The 18,474-nt window shown below is 63.1% G+C and carries 24 protein-coding genes; 9 read left to right on the plus strand and 15 right to left on the minus strand.

From position 1 onward, the window contains the following. Positions 1–10 precede the first annotated feature (10 nt). Positions 11–1,600, plus strand: coding sequence for a gamma-glutamyltransferase family protein (locus tag JQ567_RS30595; RefSeq protein WP_212442277.1), 1,590 nt, complete (start codon positions 11–13; stop codon positions 1,598–1,600). A 125-nt stretch (positions 1,601–1,725) separates the two neighbouring features. Here JQ567_RS30595 and JQ567_RS30600 read toward each other — a convergent pair whose 3' ends face one another. The 7 genes from JQ567_RS30600 to JQ567_RS30630 all read right to left on the minus strand — a co-directional run bounded on the left by JQ567_RS30600 (position 1,726) and on the right by JQ567_RS30630 (position 4,607). Continuing rightward, positions 1,726–2,499, minus strand: a complete 774-nt coding sequence (locus JQ567_RS30600; protein ID WP_212442278.1) for a sensor histidine kinase — start codon at positions 2,497–2,499, stop codon at positions 1,726–1,728. A gap of 109 nt (positions 2,500–2,608) precedes the next feature. Continuing rightward, entirely contained in the window at positions 2,609–3,046 is a 438-nt protein-coding gene (locus JQ567_RS30605) for a response regulator (RefSeq protein WP_312017491.1), read from the minus strand. Next, positions 3,003–3,254, minus strand: coding sequence for a hypothetical protein (locus tag JQ567_RS30610; protein ID WP_212442279.1), 252 nt, complete (start codon positions 3,252–3,254; stop codon positions 3,003–3,005). Before JQ567_RS30610 ends, JQ567_RS30605 begins: the two co-directional genes overlap by 44 nt. A gap of 189 nt (positions 3,255–3,443) precedes the next feature. Next, a complete protein-coding gene (locus tag JQ567_RS30615; protein WP_192740012.1) occupies positions 3,444–3,722 on the minus strand; it encodes a DUF1488 domain-containing protein in 279 nt (92 codons plus the stop codon). Positions 3,723–3,770: 48 nt separating this feature from the next. Further along, entirely contained in the window at positions 3,771–3,959 is a 189-nt protein-coding gene (locus JQ567_RS30620) for a hypothetical protein (protein WP_212442280.1), read from the minus strand. An 85-nt stretch (positions 3,960–4,044) separates the two neighbouring features. Next, complete coding sequence (locus JQ567_RS30625; RefSeq protein ID WP_212442281.1) at positions 4,045–4,344, minus strand: hypothetical protein; 300 nt, start codon at positions 4,342–4,344, stop codon at positions 4,045–4,047. Beyond that, the gene (locus JQ567_RS30630) at positions 4,341–4,607 is read right to left on the minus strand and encodes a hypothetical protein (RefSeq protein ID WP_192739933.1); all 267 of its coding nucleotides are present in this window, start codon (positions 4,605–4,607) and stop codon (positions 4,341–4,343) included. Before JQ567_RS30630 ends, JQ567_RS30625 begins: the two co-directional genes overlap by 4 nt. 191 nt (positions 4,608–4,798) lie before the next feature. On the opposite strand from JQ567_RS30630, the gene JQ567_RS30635 reads away from it, so the two are divergent. The 4 genes from JQ567_RS30635 (at position 4,799) to JQ567_RS30650 (ending at position 6,920) form a co-directional block, all read left to right on the plus strand. After that, complete coding sequence (locus JQ567_RS30635; protein ID WP_212442282.1) at positions 4,799–5,608, plus strand: transglutaminase family protein; 810 nt, start codon at positions 4,799–4,801, stop codon at positions 5,606–5,608. Beyond that, positions 5,605–5,796, plus strand: coding sequence for a hypothetical protein (locus JQ567_RS30640; protein ID WP_192739931.1), 192 nt, complete (start codon positions 5,605–5,607; stop codon positions 5,794–5,796). Before JQ567_RS30635 ends, JQ567_RS30640 begins: the two co-directional genes overlap by 4 nt. Positions 5,797–5,996: 200 nt before the next feature. Next, positions 5,997–6,401 carry a DUF4864 domain-containing protein gene (locus JQ567_RS30645; protein ID WP_212442283.1) on the plus strand — a complete coding sequence of 135 codons (405 nt, stop codon included), beginning with the start codon at positions 5,997–5,999 and terminating at the stop codon, positions 6,399–6,401. Between the two features lie 141 nt (positions 6,402–6,542). Next, positions 6,543–6,920, plus strand: a complete 378-nt coding sequence (locus JQ567_RS30650) for a rhodanese-like domain-containing protein (protein WP_212442284.1) — start codon at positions 6,543–6,545, stop codon at positions 6,918–6,920. Positions 6,921–7,072: 152 nt separating this feature from the next. On the opposite strand, the gene JQ567_RS30655 is transcribed toward JQ567_RS30650, so the two are convergent. Together JQ567_RS30655 and JQ567_RS30660 are read right to left on the minus strand one after the other, a co-directional pair. Then, complete coding sequence (locus JQ567_RS30655; protein ID WP_312017492.1) at positions 7,073–8,308, minus strand: MFS transporter; 1,236 nt, start codon at positions 8,306–8,308, stop codon at positions 7,073–7,075. A gap of 210 nt (positions 8,309–8,518) precedes the next feature. Further along, positions 8,519–10,102, minus strand: coding sequence for an amidase family protein (locus JQ567_RS30660; RefSeq protein WP_212442285.1), 1,584 nt, complete (start codon positions 10,100–10,102; stop codon positions 8,519–8,521). Between the two features lie 49 nt (positions 10,103–10,151). On the opposite strand from JQ567_RS30660, the gene JQ567_RS30665 reads away from it, so the two are divergent. Continuing rightward, on the plus strand, positions 10,152–10,763 hold the full coding sequence (locus JQ567_RS30665) for a hypothetical protein (RefSeq protein WP_212442286.1): 612 nt from the start codon (positions 10,152–10,154) through the stop codon (positions 10,761–10,763). Positions 10,764–10,987: 224 nt separating this feature from the next. Beyond that, entirely contained in the window at positions 10,988–12,214 is a 1,227-nt protein-coding gene (locus tag JQ567_RS30670) for an SMP-30/gluconolactonase/LRE family protein (protein WP_212442287.1), read from the plus strand. Between the two features lie 414 nt (positions 12,215–12,628). Here the strand turns inward: JQ567_RS30670 and JQ567_RS30675 are convergent, their stop codons facing one another. From JQ567_RS30675 to JQ567_RS30685, 3 genes are all read right to left on the minus strand, one after another. Continuing rightward, the gene (locus tag JQ567_RS30675; RefSeq protein WP_212442288.1) at positions 12,629–12,886 is read right to left on the minus strand and encodes a DUF3551 domain-containing protein; all 258 of its coding nucleotides are present in this window, start codon (positions 12,884–12,886) and stop codon (positions 12,629–12,631) included. Positions 12,887–13,068: 182 nt separating this feature from the next. Then, the gene (locus JQ567_RS30680) at positions 13,069–13,251 is read right to left on the minus strand and encodes a hypothetical protein (RefSeq protein WP_212442289.1); all 183 of its coding nucleotides are present in this window, start codon (positions 13,249–13,251) and stop codon (positions 13,069–13,071) included. Between the two features lie 42 nt (positions 13,252–13,293). Continuing rightward, positions 13,294–13,461, minus strand: a complete 168-nt coding sequence (locus JQ567_RS30685; protein WP_212442290.1) for a hypothetical protein — start codon at positions 13,459–13,461, stop codon at positions 13,294–13,296. Between the two features lie 235 nt (positions 13,462–13,696). Between JQ567_RS30685 and JQ567_RS30690 the strand changes: the two genes are divergently transcribed. Continuing rightward, a complete protein-coding gene (locus tag JQ567_RS30690; protein ID WP_212442291.1) occupies positions 13,697–13,876 on the plus strand; it encodes a hypothetical protein in 180 nt (59 codons plus the stop codon). Between the two features lie 234 nt (positions 13,877–14,110). Here the strand turns inward: JQ567_RS30690 and JQ567_RS30695 are convergent, their stop codons facing one another. After that, positions 14,111–15,214 (minus strand): SecDF P1 head subdomain-containing protein, encoded by a 1,104-nt coding sequence (locus JQ567_RS30695; protein WP_249165835.1) that lies wholly within the window; start codon positions 15,212–15,214, stop codon positions 14,111–14,113. Between the two features lie 138 nt (positions 15,215–15,352). Between JQ567_RS30695 and JQ567_RS30700 the strand changes: the two genes are divergently transcribed. Then, complete coding sequence (locus JQ567_RS30700) at positions 15,353–16,570, plus strand: amidohydrolase family protein (protein ID WP_212442292.1); 1,218 nt, start codon at positions 15,353–15,355, stop codon at positions 16,568–16,570. A gap of 66 nt (positions 16,571–16,636) precedes the next feature. Here JQ567_RS30700 and tenA read toward each other — a convergent pair whose 3' ends face one another. Both tenA and JQ567_RS30710 read right to left on the minus strand, forming a co-directional pair. Then, positions 16,637–17,305, minus strand: a complete 669-nt coding sequence (tenA, locus tag JQ567_RS30705; protein WP_212442293.1) for a thiaminase II — start codon at positions 17,303–17,305, stop codon at positions 16,637–16,639. A gap of 127 nt (positions 17,306–17,432) precedes the next feature. Next, positions 17,433–18,467: a GlxA family transcriptional regulator gene (locus tag JQ567_RS30710; RefSeq protein ID WP_212442294.1), complete on the minus strand. Its 1,035-nt coding sequence runs from the start codon at positions 18,465–18,467 to the stop codon at positions 17,433–17,435. Positions 18,468–18,474: the final 7 nt, after the last annotated feature.

Raw genomic sequence — 18,474 nt, forward strand, 5'->3', positions numbered from 1 at the left:
AGGCAGCAGCATGCGCGACCAGTTCACCAACACCCAGCAGATCCGAAAGCCCGCGGTGACTTCCAAAGGCGGCATCGTCGCCGCGCAATCCGGCAAGGCGGCCAAGGTCGGCGCCGATGTGCTGGCGGCGGGCGGCGATTGCGTCGACGCGGTGATCGCGACCACCTTTGCGCTGGGCGTGCTGGAACCCTGGATGAGCGGGCTCGGCGGCGGCGGCGCGATGGTGCTCTACCGCGCCCGCGAGGACCGTTACGAAGTGATCGACTACGGCATGCGGGCGCCACTCAGCCTTCGCCTGGAGGATTATCCGCTGAGCGGCGGAGCGGCATCCGATTTGTTTCCGTGGGCGCGGGTCAAGGACGACCGCAACATCCATGGCCCCGGCGCGATCGCGGTGCCCGGCGTGGTTGCCGGCATGGAGGAAGCGCATCGCCGCCACGCCAAAATGCCGTGGCAGGAATTGCTCGCGCCCAGCGTCGCCCTCGCCGGGGAGGGCCTCGCGGTGGACTGGTGGACCACGCTGATGATTGCGAGTGCGGCCGCGGACCTGCGGCGCTATCCCGCCAGCGCCGCCGCCTATCTCGTTGATGGATTACCGCCGAATGCGCCATGGGGGATCAAGACCAGGATCCGCCTGCCGCAAGACAAGCTCAAGGCCACGATGGCGCATCTCGCCGAACAAGGCCCGCGCGATTTCTACGAAGGCGATCTGGCGCGCAGCCTCGCCGCCGATGTGCGAAGCGCCGGCGGCGCGCTGTCGGTCGAAGATCTCATCCCGTTCAAGGCTTTTCTGCGCGAACCGCTGGCGATCCCCTATCGCAGCGGCAAGGTGTTTGCGACGCCGGAACTGACCGCCGGGCCGACACTGGCGCGTACGCTGCACCTGCTGCAGCAAAACCTGAAACCGGCGCAAGGCGGACCAGATGCCGCGGCCTACACCGCCTATGCCCAGGCACTGCAAACGGCCTACCGCGAACGCCTGAAGGACATGGGTGACGCCGACGGCCGCCGCGCGCTCGGCGCCGAAACGCTGGCGCCGGCCTGCACCACGCATTTCTCGGCCGTCGACCGCGACGGCAACATGGCGGCGGTGACGCAAACCCTGCTGTCATCGTTCGGCTCCAAATTCGTCTGCCCGCAAACCGGCATCACCATGAACAACGGCATCATGTGGTTCGACCCGACGCCGGGCACGCCGAATTCGCTGGCGCCCGGCAAGCGCTGCCTCACCAATTACACGCCGGTGCTGGCGCAGGCGTCTGACGGCCGCCGCACCGCCATCGGCGCCTCCGGCGGTCGGCGCATCCTGCCCGCGGTGACGCAGCTTCTGTCGTTCGTGATGGATTACGGCATGGATCTGGACGCGGCGATCCATCAGCCGCGCATCGACGCCAGCGAAGGCGCCATCGTGATCGGCGACGTGCGCTTGCCGAAATCAACGCGGGAGAGCCTGCGTGCGCAGTTCGATTACGAGGAAGCGCGGATCCAGACCACGCCGATGAAGTTCGCTTGTCCGAGCGTCGTGCTGCGCGACGGCGCCACCAACAGCGGCGCCACCGAGGTGTTCCAGCCATGGAGTGAGGCGGTCGCGGAAGGGTAACGCGACAATCGAGGGAAACGCCGTCGTGCGAAAAAGTCTGGATCGACCGCGCGGCTCTTTCCCGCCCGCCCCTCACCCGAAATCGGCAACATGAGCAGCTCGATCCGATGAGCTAATTCCGTCGCTCACGATTCGAGCGAGAGCAACGGAATATCGAGGAAATAGACGAACCCGCTCGGCTCATAGGTCAATCTGACATTGCCTTTGAGTTGCCGGCCCAGCGTCTCGATCAGGCGCGTGCCAAAACTCTGACGCGTCGGGGCCGCAACCGCCGGGCCATCCTGTTCTTTCCAGGTGAAATGCAGCCGCGATGCCGGCGCATCCATCGCCCAGCTGATTGCCACGTGACCGGCGGGCACCGACAATGCGCCAAATTTCGTGGTGTTGGTGCAGAGCTCGTTGAGCGTCATCGCGATCGCAATAACCGCGCCTGATGCGATCTGCACATCGGGTCCGGCAATCGAAAACCGGGGCTTGTCCGGATTGTCGAACGGCTCGGTCGCCCCCTGAACGATCTTTCGCAGCTCCGCACCGGTCCAGCGCGCCTGCAACAGCAGATCATGGGCCCGGCCGAGCGCCAGCAAACGGCCTTCGATCGCTTGCTGCGCATGCTGCGTGCTCGGCGCGTTGCGAAGACTTTGCGACGCGATGGCGCCCACCGTTGCCAGCGTGTTCTTGATGCGGTGATGAAGCTCTTCGAGGATCAGTTTTTGCAGCTTGTCGGCGGCTTCGCGCTCCTTGGCGTCGATGCCGGCCTGCTCAAGCAGCGTCTCGGCGCTGAGCTTGGCCTGTGTCAGCAGCAGCCGGAGGCTGACGTTTTCTGCCGCCAGTTCCTCCTGCGGTGACGTCGGATCGGACGCATCGAGGGAGGCATACGGATCAGGAACTGTTCTGAACATCGACAACGAATACCACCATCTGTCCGGTTCCGGACATTTCTTTATGCCAATGATTCAGCCGTCTGACCGTTACGGTGCAAAGCCATCGGATTTCCGTCTCCTGCCGATTTCAGGCCGGGCCAAGCATTACGCGCATTTCCGCAATGATTTCGTCGGATTGCAGCGGCTTCCCGAAAAACCGGCTGTCCAACGGAATCTCGCTGCCGGACAATTTCAGCTGTCCGGACGCCAGGATGATCTTGATGGGCGGCCAATTCTCGCGGACCGCGTGTGCCAGTTGCAGCCCGTTCATGCTACCGGGCATCTGAACGTCGGTAAGCATCAGCGCGATATCGGATCGGGAACGGAGGATGGCCATGGCTTCGTCCGCGTCCACGGCCTCGACCGGGACATAGCCGGCATCTTCCACCATATCGACCACGCGCATGCGCAGCATCATCTCGTCTTCAACGACGAGCACGACGAGCGGAAGGAGGGAATGATTCAACGGCATCATGTACGGCTCATCTGGGCGCAGTGACCAGGCGGGCTTCGTGAACGGCCGCACCCGATCCGGTATCGCGCAGGCAGGATGATGCGATGTTGGGCCATACTTGGTTGACGCAGTTTCCGGCAACCGGAGGGCTGGCCAGCTGGCCTGTCTCGGCAAACCCAACGGCTTCGTCTGCTTTGACGACGGGCGCGAATCCGGGCAGCGCAATCACCGACGCTTCTAGCAGCGCGAATATCGCGAACGCCGAGATAGATTTGATCATTTTGGGCTGCTGACTGTGGCGGATCGCCAATCCCACTGCGCTTGGGGATCGGTTGGCAACGGCGCTGCAGACGCGGAGTTCCGCAACGGCCACTTATATTTGTCATCTCCGCTTGCCAATTAAGGCAAGTGTCGATGCCGGCTCACGCAGCGGCGTTGTCAATTATAGTCCGCGCCGCGGCCTCGACCATCAGCCGCGAAAGTCGATGCTGCGCAGGATGATGCCGGGAGGCGTGCCCTCGAACTCCCGCGCCTGGAACTTGCGCGAGGCGCATTGTTCGATCCGGTCGCGCAGCCGGACGAACTGTTCTTCACGTCGTTCCGGCGCCGTCCGCGACACACGCTCAAGGTCGTCCATCGCCGACGCGCTGACGGCGCAGGGGACTTCCCTGCCGTCGTCCATCATGGAAAACTTCAGCACCATGCGATCATATTCGTAGCCCCCGATGCTGCCACGCGCGAGCGTCATCGGGCGGTTCTCAAAGGTCGGAACAACCGTACCATCGATTTCTCCCACTCAACCCACCATCATCTTCTTCTTGACCGGCGGCGGATTGATTTCGGCAATCCTGCGCAGGCAGTCGGCTTCGGAATCATGCGGGCCCGAAACGAAGGTGCCGCTGACCTTGGTCGAGTACCAGCCGGACACGACACCGAGGCGAAGCGATTCTTCTGTCTTGACGTGACGGGGCGAGAGATTTTTCATCAGATACTTTCAGTTTGGCCGTTCGATCTTGCGTCGAACACGCTGGATAAAGTCTTGGTTGGTCGAAGCCGCTTGTTCGTTTTGTTCAGGCCTCATCGCCGGCGAGCCGGGCGAGATCCGCAAGCACCACGCTCACGAGGTCGCGGTGATGCGTGTCTGATGGCGCGAGGCTGGCCGAATAGAGGTTGAGCACGTAACGCGCCTTGGCCACCGCCTCGGACCACGAGGCGGCCGGTACGGCCAGGAGCTGGATCTCGACCACGCCCTGCTTGTCGCGCAGCAGCTTGGCGTTGGCCTCGACGTCGGCGAGCACGCGGCGGATGTCGGTTGCCTTCTGCGCCGCCATGCCGCGATGCTTGTCGAGCTCGATCGGGATCTCGGTCACTTGGGCGCGCTCGCGTCGATCCGCTGCGCATCGGACAGATCGACCGAACTGATCGAAATCATTTCCATCGAAGATCGGTGCGGCGCCGCTGCAGGGACCATGATCATGGTGGCGACACGCCGGAAGCACGGGAACGACAGCCCTTCGATCATCTCCTCATCGGTGACGACTTCGTAAGCGCCGGGCGCGAGCTGGCGATCAATTCCCTTGATGCGGAACGGGTGCCTGAAATGAATCGTTTCCCGTCGCGAGCGCATCGTCATGGCAACAGACCTCGTCTGCGCACGGAACCATCGGATTGTTCGGACATCGGCGCAGCGTGCGCGCTTTTGCGGCAATTAGCTATCGTTTTCTCTGTCGAGAGGCGCATTTGGTCGAATAAAGCAGCAAAAGCCTTGTATTCGGTGGTTTCGTTGCCATTTCAAGCAGGTATTCAGCCAAGAAAGTATTTCGAATGAAGCTGCGCGTCGGATTCGAAATGCTCTACGATTTCCCGCAGCCGACACCCATAATCATGGTGCTGGGCACACATTTCACGCGCGCCTCCGACGTCATCGTGCCGGACTTCCTGACCACCACCCCCGCGGTCGAGATCACGCCCTATCGCGACATGTTCGGCAATTGGTGCAGCCGTATGGTGGCGCCGGCCGGCCGCCTCCGTCTTGCCGCCGATGGCGTCGTTCGCGACTCCGGCCTGCCCGATCCGGTGTTCAACTCGGCGGTCCAGCACGCGGTCGAGGATCTGCCCGCGGACACATTGGTGTATCTGCTCGGCAGCCGTTATTGCGAGACCGACCGCCTTTCGGACATCGCCTGGCAATTGTTCGAGATGACGCCGCCGGGCTGGGCGCGGGTGCAGGCGATCTGCGACTTCGTGCATCGCCATATTGCGTTCGGCTACGAGCACGCCCGCGCCACCAAGACGGCGTGGGAAGCCTATAACGAAGGCAAGGGCGTCTGCCGCGACTATGCTCATCTCGCCATCACGTTCTGCCGCTGCATGAACATTCCGGCGCGCTATTGCACCGGCTATCTCAGCGACATCGGCACGCCGAAACCCTGGGCGGTGGGGGATTTCGCCGGCTGGTTCGAAGCCTATATCGGCGGGCGCTGGCACATGTTCGATCCGCGCAACAACGTGCCGCGGATCGGCCGAGTTCTGATTGCGCAGGGGCGCGATGCCTCCGACGTGCCGATCACCCAGACCTTCGGCCCGAACACGCTGGCAAGCTTCAAGGTGTGGACCGATGAGGTCGCCGCATGAGCGAACCACACCCTGCCCTCAGCGCCGACGAATTCGCCTCCTTGCGCGAAGTCAGCAAGGGCGATGCGCAGCGTGAAATTCCCCAGTTGCACTGGGAACGGCTGGTCGGCCTCGGCTACGCGGTGCGCCGGCTCGGCGAACTCGGTTTGACCGCGTCCGGCCTGCGGCGCCTGGCGAGCGGCCAATAGCCACCTCAATCCCTGGAGCCGCTTGCACCGCTGGCGAGATGGATGCAACTTTCGGCCGACTTGGCCGTAACTCGCTGCATCACAGCGTTTTCAAGCGAAGTGGAGACCGGTTCGCGTTAAGAAAACGCGTCAAATCAAGAATCTAGAGCCCCGTTTCGATTCCATCGAAACGGAAGAGGCTCTAGCCAGGGAACATCCGCATGCGCGCTCTTGTTCTGCTTGTCGTCTTCCTGATCGACCTGGGATCGCCGGCCTTCGCCGACGACGTCGCGGCCGCGCAAAGCGTGATCCGCGCGCAGGAGCAGGCTTTTGGCCGCGACGATTCCGCGGCCGCCTATTCCCACGCGGCGCCGTCGATCCAGCAGATTTTTCCGGAAGCCGATATCTTCATGCAGATGGTCCGGCAGGCCTATCCGCCGGTCTACCGCCACAAGAGTTTTGAATTCGGCGAAGCCCGCGCGGCGGGTGGCCGGATCGCCCAGCGCGTCCACATCGTCGATGCCAATGGCGAGGCGTGGGAGGCGTTGTATACGCTGGAGCAGCAGCCCGACGGCAGCTTCAAGATCACGGGCTGCTCGTTGTTGAAGGCGGGCCAGGCGGTGTGAGACATACGTTGCGACAGAGGGCCGCACCAAGCCTCGACATCAGAATTCGCACGCAGTCCTTTGCCATTGCAACCACCCGAGGTTTACGCCTTACTCGCCCCAATGGACGCAACCGCGTCTTGATCCCCGGAGGAAACAAAAATGAAAACAGTACAGACGATGCTGGCCGAGGCCGAAGCCGAGGTGCCGCGTATCAGCCCTGACGAAGCGAAGAAACTGGTCGGCCGGGCCGACGTGCTGTTTCTCGACGTCCGTGAACCGGCCGAGGTCGCAACATCCGGCAAGGTCCCGGGCGCGCTCGCCATCCCGCGGGGACTCGTGGAATTTCGCGCCGATCCAGCTTCCGCGCTCCACGACGCGGCGTTCGATCGGTCCAAGACGGTGGTCGCCTACTGCGCATCCGGCGGGCGCTCGGCGCTGGTCGGCAAGACCCTGAAAGACATGGGATACAATAACGTCCGCAACCTTGGCGGCTTCAAGGGCTGGCTGGAGGCCGGCGGCGAAGTCGAGAAGGGATAATTGGCGCGAGCATGATCCGGACCCGCAGGGCCGCGTTAGCGCAAAGCGGCACCGGTTTTCCCTCGCGACAAACGCGGAAAGCGTTTGCGCGGAGATCATGCTCACACAATAAGATGGAGCGGGATGACGGTTCGAAGAAACGTCATCCCGATCTAGGCCATCGCCATCCGCTGCCGCGCGCGCATCAACAGCAGCACCATGATGGCGATGTTGACCAGGTTCCAGGCGACGCCGTTGGTGAACGCGGCCGCGTAGGAGCCGGTGGCGTCGAAGATCACGCCCGAAATCCAGCCGCCGAACGACATGCCGAACACCGAAGCCAGGATCACGAACCCGACGCGCGTCGCTGCCTCCGAAGCCGGCATCGTCTCGCGGACGATGATGGCGTAGCTCGGCACGATGCCGCCCTGGAACAGCCCGAACATCGCGGAGATCAAATAGAGCGAGGTCAGGCCGTCGAAGAACAGATAGAACAGCAGCGCGGTGCCTTGCGCCACAGAGCCGATCAGGAGCGTCGGGATGCCACCGATCTTGTCGGCCAGGAAACCAGAGCCGATCCGGCTGATGATGCCAAGGCCCAGCATCAGTGACAGCATTTCGGCGCCGCGCGCCACGCCATAGCCGAGATCGTTGCAATAGGCGACGATGTGAACCTGCGGCATCGACATCGCCACGCAGCAGGAGATGCTGGCGAGCCCCAGGATCACGGTGAGCGCATTGGTTGACAGCTTCAGGTCGAGACGCGGCGGCGGCGCGTTGGCGTGGCTGCGGCGCACCCCTGCGCCCATCAGCACGCGCAAGCCGATCAGCGCCAGCGTCATCGCCACGGCGGTGAAGATACCGACGGCGATATGGGTGGTGCGCCAGTCATAGGTCTGCATGCCCCAGTTCACCAGCGACGGCCAGACCGCGCCGCCGATGTAGTTGCCGCTGGCGGCGATCGCGACCGCCAGCCCGCGATAGCGCTCGAACCAGTGCGAGGCTTCCGCCATCAGCGGGCCGAAGGTTGCCGCCGAAGAAAGCCCGATGGCAAAATGCACGAGAATGTACGGCCAGATCGACCATGACATGCCGGCGATGATATAGCCGAGGCCCAGAATACTGATGCCAAGCCCGATCGCGGTGACGATACCGTAGCGGTCGGATATTTTGCCGGTTATCACCTGGCCCAAACCGAAACCGAGCATCATCATGGTGAAGGCCAGTGACGCCGTTCCCCTGGTGGCGCCAAAATCCTGCTGCACCACCGGCAGCGCGACCACCACCGACCACATGCCGACGCTGCCGAGCGAGCCGATCAGCACGGCCACGGCAAGCCGGGCCCAGGCTCGGCGCGAGTCGGGAACGAACAGTTCGGAATCTCGAATGAATTCAGAAGAAATGACCACGGCGGGCGCAACTTCTAGCGCAATTGCCTAGAGGTCAAGCCACAATGGCGCGATATTGGGCATGCAGATGTGGAGGGGGTGGTGAAAAGCGCCACCCCCAACACGCGCGCCAGAGCCCGTTCCGATGGAATCGGCACGGGCTCTGGATTCTCGTCTTGACGCGTTTTCGTGACGCGAACCGGTGTCCACTTCACTGGAAAACGCTCTACCTCACGCCATCTGCTGCCACAACTTTTGCACCAGCACGCCGGCGCGTTTCTCGATCGACGCCGCGGCATCCAGCGCAAGGTCCTCGCGATAGCGTCCCGCTATCAATTGCACGCCGATCGGTTTGCCCTCGTGCAGCGCGACGGGCACCACCGCGGACGGCAGGCCCAGTACGTTGATCGCGGAAATGAACCGCAAATCGTTCCAGAACATTTCGGCCACGCGTTCCAGGCTGGTCGTATCCGCGCGCGGCCCGGGCGTCGGCATGACCGTGGTCGGCGCCAGCACGACCGGATAATCCTCAAAGAAGGCTTGCCAGGCGCGAATATGACCGCTGCGCGCGGCCGTCGCACGCATCCAGCCCGCCAGGTCGAGCGTGTTCGCCTTGAGCTTGATGCCGCCCCAGGCGGTGTGGAAATGCTCCGAGGCCACCGCCAGCATTCCGGCTTCCTGCAGCACGGCGACTTCATTGACGATGATGTCGCACCAGGTCTGCCAGACACCGTTGATATCGGGGACCTCGACTTCGCTGACGCGATAGCCCCCGCGCTCCAGATGGTCGGCGGCCTGCTTCAGCGCCGCGCGCACCGATGGATCGACGTTCATGTCGGCGGGCAGTTTCGCCAGCGCGACCTTGATCGGTCCTTTCGGTTTCGGACCCGCCAGCGGTGCCGGCACCCACCAGGGATCGCGCGGATCGCGCTGGCACATCACTTCAAGGCCGAGCCTGACATCGCCGACGCTGCGCGCCAGCGGTCCCTGCGCCGACATCAGATGCGCGAGCATCGGCCGCTCGGCTGTGGCGCTTTGATTGAAGGCGGGGATACGGCCCTGCGTCGGCTTGATGGTGGCGACGCCGTTGCAATGCGCCGGCCAGCGCAGCGAGCCGCCGATGTCGTTGCCATGCGCGATCGTGCCGATGCCGGCCGCGACCGCCGAGCCGGCGCCGCCCGATGACCCGCCGCAGGTGGTATCAGGATCCCAGGGGTTGAGCGTCAGCCCGTGCAGCGGATTATCCGTGAAGCCGCGGAACGAGAATTCGGGCGTGTTGGTCAGCCCCAACACAACAGCGCCGGCCTTCCTGAGATTGCGCACCACCGGCGCGTCTGATGGAGCGATGATGTTCATTTGCGAAGGCACGCCATTGGGATTGGGCCTGCCCTCGTAATCGACGTTTTCCTTGATCGTGATCGGCACGCCATGCAGCAGGCCGAGTTCGCCGCCTTTCGCCCGCGCCTGGTCCGCCGCCTTGGCAGCCTTGAGCGCTTCGTCGGAGAGATCGACCACAATTGCGTTGAGCTTTGGATTGACCGCGCGCATCCGCGCGACGTGAGCTTCCGTAACCTCGACCGAAGAAATCGCGCCGGACCGGATGGCGGCCGCGGTCTCCAGCGCCGACCATTGCCACACCGGCCCCTTGGGCGTGGCCGGCTTGCGCGAACGAGCGCTCTTGGCCTTTGCTTTCCCGGTCTTCTTGGCGGCCTTCGCGGCCTTGCTGGCGCGGACAGAAGTTTTTTTGGTCGATTTCTTCGCGGGCGTCTTTTTCGAAGCGCGCTTCACAACTCTCTTCACAACTCTCTTGGCCAATTCGGTTCTCCTCCAATTGCGCGGCGGAGGTTATGGGCCGAGAGGCCGCGTGTCGAGGCTTGCGCGGCCGACCAACGAGCTTCGCCAATCGATTGAGTCAAAAGCGATCGATGCGAGCAGGCGCGGTGCAATCGCAAAATGCGCCGGGAGGCTGAACGGCGATCGAACGGGAAAGGCGCATTTCCATCGGCATTTCCGTGATCCGGATCACTTTTTCGAAGGCGCGGATCGTTCAGGCTGCGCGCGGGCTCGGGGCCACCGCCCGGCCACCCCTAACGGATTTGTGAGCGCCAATAGTGAAGCAGCTCACGATTGCCGCCGCGCGTCTCGACTTACAAAAACCAATGCAACGTGGGAGCTGAACATGCCAAGAGACTTAACGAGAGTCCTGCGCCATGATGTCACTCAGCGTACACATAATGATTGGGCGATCGCTATCCCTGTTGGATTAGTGATCGCGGGCCTGCTGGGCTTCGTCGCCTTTTATCCGAAGCCAGCACATGTATCCAAAGCCGGACAGGCCGACACCGTGGGTTTGGCGGCCGCGAAGCCGGAGCCAGCCCCCGCTGCGAAGAAGCCGGTCCGCTACGAAGCGACCATCGAAAACTGGAAGCGCTACCGCGCGGCAACCAAACCTGCCGAGAATCCTCCGGCGGATTGAGCCCTCCTGATCTGCGAGCGGACCAGCGGCGCGCCACATCCCGGCGAACCGCTCGGCGCGCCGCCGCCTTCCGACGGACGGAGATCAACGGGGTAAAGCCATCTTGCACTGCATCCTTCAGCCCCGGGCTGCATCGAAAGGTGCTCGCAACCGAGGCCGGGCCGGCATAGCCTTGCACCCGCTTGGCCGGATCAACCGGCCGGCGCATATCCTGGGAGGAAGTGATGAGACGCGACGTGCAGCGCGATCCGCAATCCATGATTTCACGACGAACGCTCGTCCACGGCCTGGCGCTCGCCGCCGGGGCCACCGTGGCGGGGGCCGGCACCGCGCTGGCCCAGCAGGGCGGCGCATTGGGCCCGCCATCCGTGGTCACCACCCCGCCGCGCGATTTCAGCCCCAGAGGCGCGCCGACCACCTATTTCTGGGACCCTGATATCATCGCGGTCGATCCGTCGTTCAATGACCTCGCCCAACCCAACGCGCCAATCCAGCGTCTCCATACCGGACTGCTGTGGGCCGAAGGCCCGGCCTGGAGCTCGCAGGGCCGCTATCTCCTGTGGAGCGACATTCCCAATAATCGCCAGATGCGATGGACCGAGGATGACGGCCGCGTCAGCGTATTCCGCACCCCGTCCAACAATTCCAACGGCAACTCGTTCGACTTCCAGGGCCGGCAGCTGTCCTGCGAGCATCTCACCCGCCGGGTGGTGCGCTACGAGCACGACGGCACCGCGACCGTGCTCGCCGATAATTTCGGCGGCAAGAAACTCAACTCGCCGAACGACGTCGTCGCCCATCCCGATGGCAGCTACTGGTTCACCGACCCGCCCTATGGCGGCCAGCTCTATGAGGGCGAACCGGACGTTGCGGGAGGCCCCAGCAATCCTGCCGGCAAGCTCAACCCGCGGATCGGACAGCCGGCCGGCTTCGTGCCGGGCAAGCGCGAGCTGCCTACCAATTGCTATCGCATCGACCCCTCAGGCCGCATCGACCTGGTCGTGACCGAGGAGCAGGTGCCCGATCCCAACGGCCTCTGTTTCTCGCCCGATTACAAGAAGCTCTACGTCGCCAGCACCGGCAAGGGGCCCGGCGATACCGGGCCGGGCGGCAAGGGCGACATGTTCGTGTTCGATGTCGGCACCGACAACAAACTGTCGAACCACAAGCGGTTCAGCGACTTCATGGTCGACGGCGTGAAGTGCGGACCGGACGGCGTGCGCTGCGACGTCAACGGCAATGTCTGGGCTTCCAGCAATGCCGGCCGCGCCGTCGGCTATAGCGGCGTGACGATATGGTCACCGGACGGCAAGCTGATCGGCCGGATCCGCCTGCCCGAAGTGTGCGGCAACGTCTGTTTCGGCGGGCCGAAGCGGAACCGCCTGTTCATGGCCGCCAGCCAGTCGCTCTACGCCGTGTACACCGCAACCCAGGGCGCCGGCCCGGGCTGAGCCGTTCGGCGCCGCGCCAAACAGCGAAAGAGGAAGCCGGCGCAACCCGCCGGCTTCTTCATGCCGCACAGCCCTCGATACGGTTTGGTCTCGAGAAGTCTTGTCTCGAAAAATTTCGGGCATGCTCACGCTTGTGCGCGACCATGCGCATGCGTGGGATCTCCGCAGTCATACGGGGGCAAATTGCGGCTTCGTTGTGCTATAGTGTACAGACGCACCAGCGTATTTCGCTATCAATGTCTGAGTTTCATCACGAAAGAATTTTCAAACTAGGGCCCGGCCGGTGTGCCGGGCTTTTGCATATTCGCCTTCGTTCCGCTGGTGGGCTGGGCGCTACGCCCTGACCGTCGCCCGGTCAGATGCCGCGCCCCAATAGCCGCACCAGCGCGCAGGGCGGACCGAACGCAACGGTTCTCAATAGTCGCGGCGAGGCTTCTGGCCGCGCCGCTTGCCGCCCTCGTAATAGGGATTGACGACGCATTGTGCGGCGCGGCCGGATGCCGACATATTGCATTGTGGGATCGAGGTGTAGCCGCATTCGAAGTAAAAATCGTTCCGGCCTGTGTAGACCTGAAGGCAGACGGGATATTTCGGATCATAGGTCTGGGCGTGCGCCGACGGGGCTGCCACAGCCGCCGCAATCGCCAATGCAGCCAACGTCAGAATGCGCATCAGAACTCCTTCGACGGCAAAATTATCCTCTGCAGGGATAACCCCGCGCGGGTGCCGGTAGTTCCCCTAAGGAAGGGCGCAATGCCCGATCCCGAAACCCCGACGCTACACCGCACCGTCGATGGAGGCCAGCCTGCAGCCGGTTGAGCCCAACGGCTGCAGGCAAAGCTTACTTGCCGAAACTACTTGCCAATATTTCCAATGATTGTGCGCATCGTATCGTTCATGGCGCGGAGCATGGTGGTGGTCAGCTGTACGGCCATATGCCGCTGAGCCATCATGCTTTGCAGACTGATCATATCCAGCTCGCCGCCGCACACCCGGTCGAGCTCCGTTTCTGACAATTCGTGCACAGGATTGGTCATGTTGTTTTCCCCCAACTGGATGTCTCGGTACTAAACGTTCGATCAGCGGATCGGGAAGATGTCCTTCCACGGGGTCGGCTGCAGCGGCTTCGGGAACAGCACTTTCAGGATGTCGGGAAAACGGATGCAGCCACCTTCGATCACGCCGCCGGCCACGATCTCCAGTTCCTCGATCGCCAGTTCACGGTTTTCGGTATTGCGGTTGGTCATGACATGTCTCCATCGGTTGAGAATGAGGTGAAGAGCGCTATTGCTCGTCATGACGCAACACTACGCTTGCCGATCGCGGATCACCGTGACGATCGTCACATGAGCCGGAATGACCGGTGCGAATGAGGCCGATGCTTCAAACCGTGACTTACCTCACGGCACGTCGCTCGCGCGAACCTAGCCTGCCCGGTCTGACGATGCGGATGGTCCCTTCGTCCCACGACAGGAGACAGATATGGAATCCGGGCGAATCGAAACCAACCCGCTCAGGCAAACCGAACTCGATACCATCTCGGGCGGCCGGACTTGTAACCACGCTCCGCCCAGGATGGAAGTGAGCATACCGTTCGGCGGCCAGGTGCTGGTGATCTGGGCGACCTCCACTTGCTCCGGCACCTACTGGTACGTGAAATGACGCACAGGCTGCCACCCTTGGCGGCCTCACGTCCCACCAGATTGTCCGCTTCGCGATGATGATCGCGCATCAGCAGAGCCATTCTTTCGAGGGACGCATGGCCGCGTTGTTGATCGCGACTGGTTCGCGTCTCCCGGCCGTGATAGTTATTGCGAAACGGCCAAGCTTGAAAAAAACGTGACGGGAGATCGCCATGCCCACTTCGCGGCGCGAGGCTGCCTGACGTGGTCTCGCTTACTGTTTGCCGGCGGTTGCGACCGGCTCGACCACCTGCTGATCGACGACGCTCAGGCGCCCCGGCAGCGCCCCTGAACGTACCAGCATCGCGACGTTGTTGGCGTCTTCGATCGTAAAGTTGCCCGATATGATCGCCGATCCGCCCGTGATCGGCTCGCTGATAATCGACTCCGACAGCACCTGGTCGTCAACGACGATCGCGAACGGCTTTGTGATATTTTCTTGCGTGATGGTGGCGAAGCGCCGGGCGCCGCGCGCATTCAAGCGGAGCGACGCGATCGGCTGCTGGGTTCGCGGGTCGATCAAGGGCGACGCGTCGATGATATCGTCGCCCTCCATTGCGATCTCCTTCAGGACCACGGAAGGCTCCCTGGTCTTGAAGTGGTAAAGAACTTCGGATGTCGGTGGCAGCGGACCTTTCTGAGCCAGCGCGGCGATCACGGACACATCGACCAGGCGAAACGTCACCCGCCCTCGCTTGCTGAGCAGCGCGCTCACGCGTTCGGGATCCCTGACGCCCGGCAGCAGCACGCGAAGCCGGTCGGCCCCGTCGGGCTGCTGGCTGGCGTCCCGGATGCCGGCGTTGCGCAGGCGTTGATCGATCATCTCGCCGGATTGCGTGACCAGTTCGCGCAGGCGCTCGGCGAACCCGGCCTCCGTCGGCATCAGCCGGATCAGCCCGTCATCGCTGTCGGTGACGCTGATCGTCCGTGCGCCGGAAGGCGATTCTTTCGCGGATGGCACCAGCTTGGCCAGCACGCGCTGCCGGTCCTTGGGTTCGGCAATCCGGACCTCGACGCCGCCGTCGCGCATCGCCAGACCGGAGAACGGAATGCGCCCTTCCCGCACGGTCCGATACACATCATCGCGCAGCTCCGTCACGACGGCTTCGCGCAACGCGGCGCTATCGACCTTGAACAGAATTTTGGAGCCGCCTTGTTTCGCCAGCGCCTTCTCGGCATTGGCTGCGATCGCCGCGCGCGCCTTGTCGACCGCCTGCGCGTCATCGGACGTCGCGCGCGGGGCGGCTATGGCCGAACACGCAGCGGACGCCAGCATGAAGGCGACGATAAACCCTGCCGTCTTGCCCCGCACGTTCATGGTCACAGCGTCCTCTCATCCGGCGGCACTGATGTGCCAGTCCTTTAGTGCCGGAGGGGCGTGCCGAGGTTCAAAGCCCTTGCCAAAGGCCCAGGGCCAATATGAACTCCCGTGGCTACTCAGGCTGGGAGACGTCGCGTGAGCCCGATCGATACACTGTTTACCAACGCAAAATTCGCTGACGGTTCGCTCAATGATGTCGCCGTCGCGAACGGACGCATCAGCTCCGTTTCGAGGGCGGGAACCCATATCTCCGCCGGTACGCCGACACGCGATCTCGGCGGCGCGCTGATCGTTCCCGGATTTGTCGAAGGACACATCCACCTCGACACCAGCTTCTATGGCGACAACTGGAAGCCCCACAAGCCCTATACCAACGGCTTCAATGTCCATGAACGCGTCGCCTTTCAGGCGCAAAATTTCGCCGAAGCGGCTCCCGTGGAAGTCCGCGCCCGAAATCAGCTCGAGCTTTGTATCGGCCATGGATCGACGCATATGCGCAGCCATGTCACGGTGGACGGCACCATCGGGCTCCAATCGCTGGAGAAGATTCTGGCGGTGCGCGAGGCCTACCGGGGTATCATCGATATCCAGCTCGTCGCGTTTCCGCAGAGCGGTATCCTGCAAAGACCCGGGACAGCTGAACTGCTCGATGCAGCGGTGGCGATGGGCGCTGATCTCGTCGGCGGCATCGATCCCGCGAGCTTTGATCGCGATGTCGAAAAACATCTCGACATCGTATTCGGCGTTGCCGAGAAGCGCGGGGTCGGTGTCGACATTCATCTGCACGATAACGGAACGCTCGGAATCTTCGAGATCGAACAGATTGCGGCGCGGTCGCGCGCGCTCGGCATGGGCGGCCTTGTCGCGATCAGCCACGCCTATGCGCTCGGCGATGTCGCCACGGACATCGCCAAACGCACGGCCGACGTTCTGGCGGAAAGCGACGTTGCGATCATGACCAACGCGCCCGGACGCCGGCCCTTTCCGCCTGTCACCCTTCTGCGTGAGGCCGGCGTCACCGTATTCGGCGGCAGCGACAATATCCGGGACTCCTGGTGGCCTTACGGCGATGGCGACATGCTGGGCCGCGCCAACATGATCGGCTACCGCTCCGGCTTCAACACCGACGACGAATTGGGGATCGCCCTTGACGTCGTGACCAGGGCCGGCGCGAAAGCGCTGCGGCTTGAAGGCTATGGGCTTGAGGTCGGCGACAGGGCCGATTTCGTGACCTTGAATGCGCAACATGTGCCGGAGGCGGTGGTGGCGATACCTCGCGGGCGATCGGTCTACAAGAATGGAAAACCCGTGGCCCGCGATGGCCAGCTGGTAGCAATGCGTAGGGCGGATTAGCGACAGCGTAATCCGCCTTCCGAGCCATGGACAGAATGGCGGATTACGCTTTCGGCTCAATCCGCCCTACGCCCTGTTCAGGCGCCAGCCCATTTCCCAGAAGTCGGCTTCGAGCCGGGTCGCTTCCTTGAAGGTCGCGATCAGCTCGGCCTCGCGGGCCGGCGTCGCGTAGCGATCGGCCAGGGATTCCAGATGCGCCCGCGCGTTCGCCGCGACCTCCTGATAGGCCGCACCGGCATATTCGGCGATCCAGACGCGATATGGGTTGGTTGCGAGCAGCGCGTTCGGGTGCGCGGCGAGCCTTGTCGCGATCTCGGCGTAGCCGATCACGCAAGGCGCCAGCGCCACCTTGAGCGACAGCAGGTCGCCGCGCATTCCGGCGTCGAGCACGTAGCGGGTATAGGCCAGCATCTCGACCGCCGGAGGGGCTTTTTCGAGATCGCCGGGCGACAGTCCCCAGCCGGCGCAGAGTTTGACGTGCAGGTCCATCTCGACGTCGAGAATCGCCGAAAGGCCGGCCGCCGCCTCGCGCATGTCCGCCAGTTGAGGCGACTTGTAGACCGCGAGCGCGTAAGCGCGCGCAAACTCGATCAGGAACAGATAGTCCTGAACGAGATAGTGACGAAACGCCGCCTCGGCGAGCGAGCCGTCCGCCATGGCGTTCGTAAAGGGATGCTCGGTATAGGCCCGCCATTCGGCGGATGCTGCGGTCTTCAATCGCTCGAAGAAACTCATGGTGTTTTTTGTGGCTCTCAATGGATGGCTTACCGGGTAATAGCAAACCACGCAGGCCAGGGCCAATGCTTGCTCCGCCAGCCGCGTGAGCGTGGGGTTTGACGGAACAGCTCCGAGAGTCGGCAACTCATCCCTGCGCGACCGACTTGCCGGCATTCCGGACCACGCCCGGAGGGGTCAGTTTCCGGCGATATTCCTGAGGACCAATTCCGGCCAGGCGCCGGAACAGACGGCGGAACGAACTTGCGTCTTCATAGCCGACTTGCCGGCCGATTTCCTCGACGGTGCCATCACCGGTTTCGAGCGCCTGTTTTGCCTCCTCAATGCGAAGCGCCTGAATATAGGCCAGCGGCGCATACCCGGTCGCTGCCTTGAAGCGACGGTCAAAACTGCGCTTGGGCACGCCTGACTGTTTCACCAGCCCTGCAACGACATCGGGGCGATCGTAGTGCTGCGCAATCCATTCCTGGCACTTGAGAATAATCGCATCGCCATGATTGACGTTTTGAATCATGCTGGCATAGGGAAGCTGTCCGTCGCGATGCCATTGATAGAGAAACAGCTTCGACATCCTGATCGCTTCGGCCGTGCCGCCATGTTTGGCGACGAGCAGTAGCGCGAGATCCTGCCAGGACGATGCCCCGCCGGCGCATGCGATGCTGTGGCCATCGCCGGTTTGCACCAGCAGGCGCTCGACATGCAGCGTCGTGCCGGGAAACTGCTGCCGGAACAGCGGCGCATAGGTCCAGTGCGTCGTCGCCTGCTGGCCTTCCAGCAGGCCCGCTTCCGCCAGCACCAGCGAACCACCGCACGCCGCATATACCTGCGAACCGTTCAGGTGCATTTGCTTGATCCAGGCCAGCAGCTTGCGATCGAGCGCCCGAAGGTGTTCCGGCTTCGTGACCATCACGTTCGGCACGAACACCACGTCGGTTCGATCGAGATCATCGACGTTGTCCTGCGGAAGAATGCTGACGCCGGTGACCAGCTTGATCGGACCATTTTCGCTGCTCACGATCCGGGGCTCGAACAGCGGGGTCGCATCCGAAAGCTCGTCGAAGTCGCGACCCGCGGCCCACAGCGTGTCGAACACGCCGTACACAATCGACGGATCGCACTCGGGAAACACCACCAGGCTGACGTGAATGGGCTTTTTGTTCATTGACCTT

Origin of the sequence: Bradyrhizobium sp. AUGA SZCCT0431, from assembly GCF_018131065.1 — a bacterium.
Classification (GTDB): Bacteria; Pseudomonadota; Alphaproteobacteria; order Rhizobiales; family Xanthobacteraceae; genus Bradyrhizobium.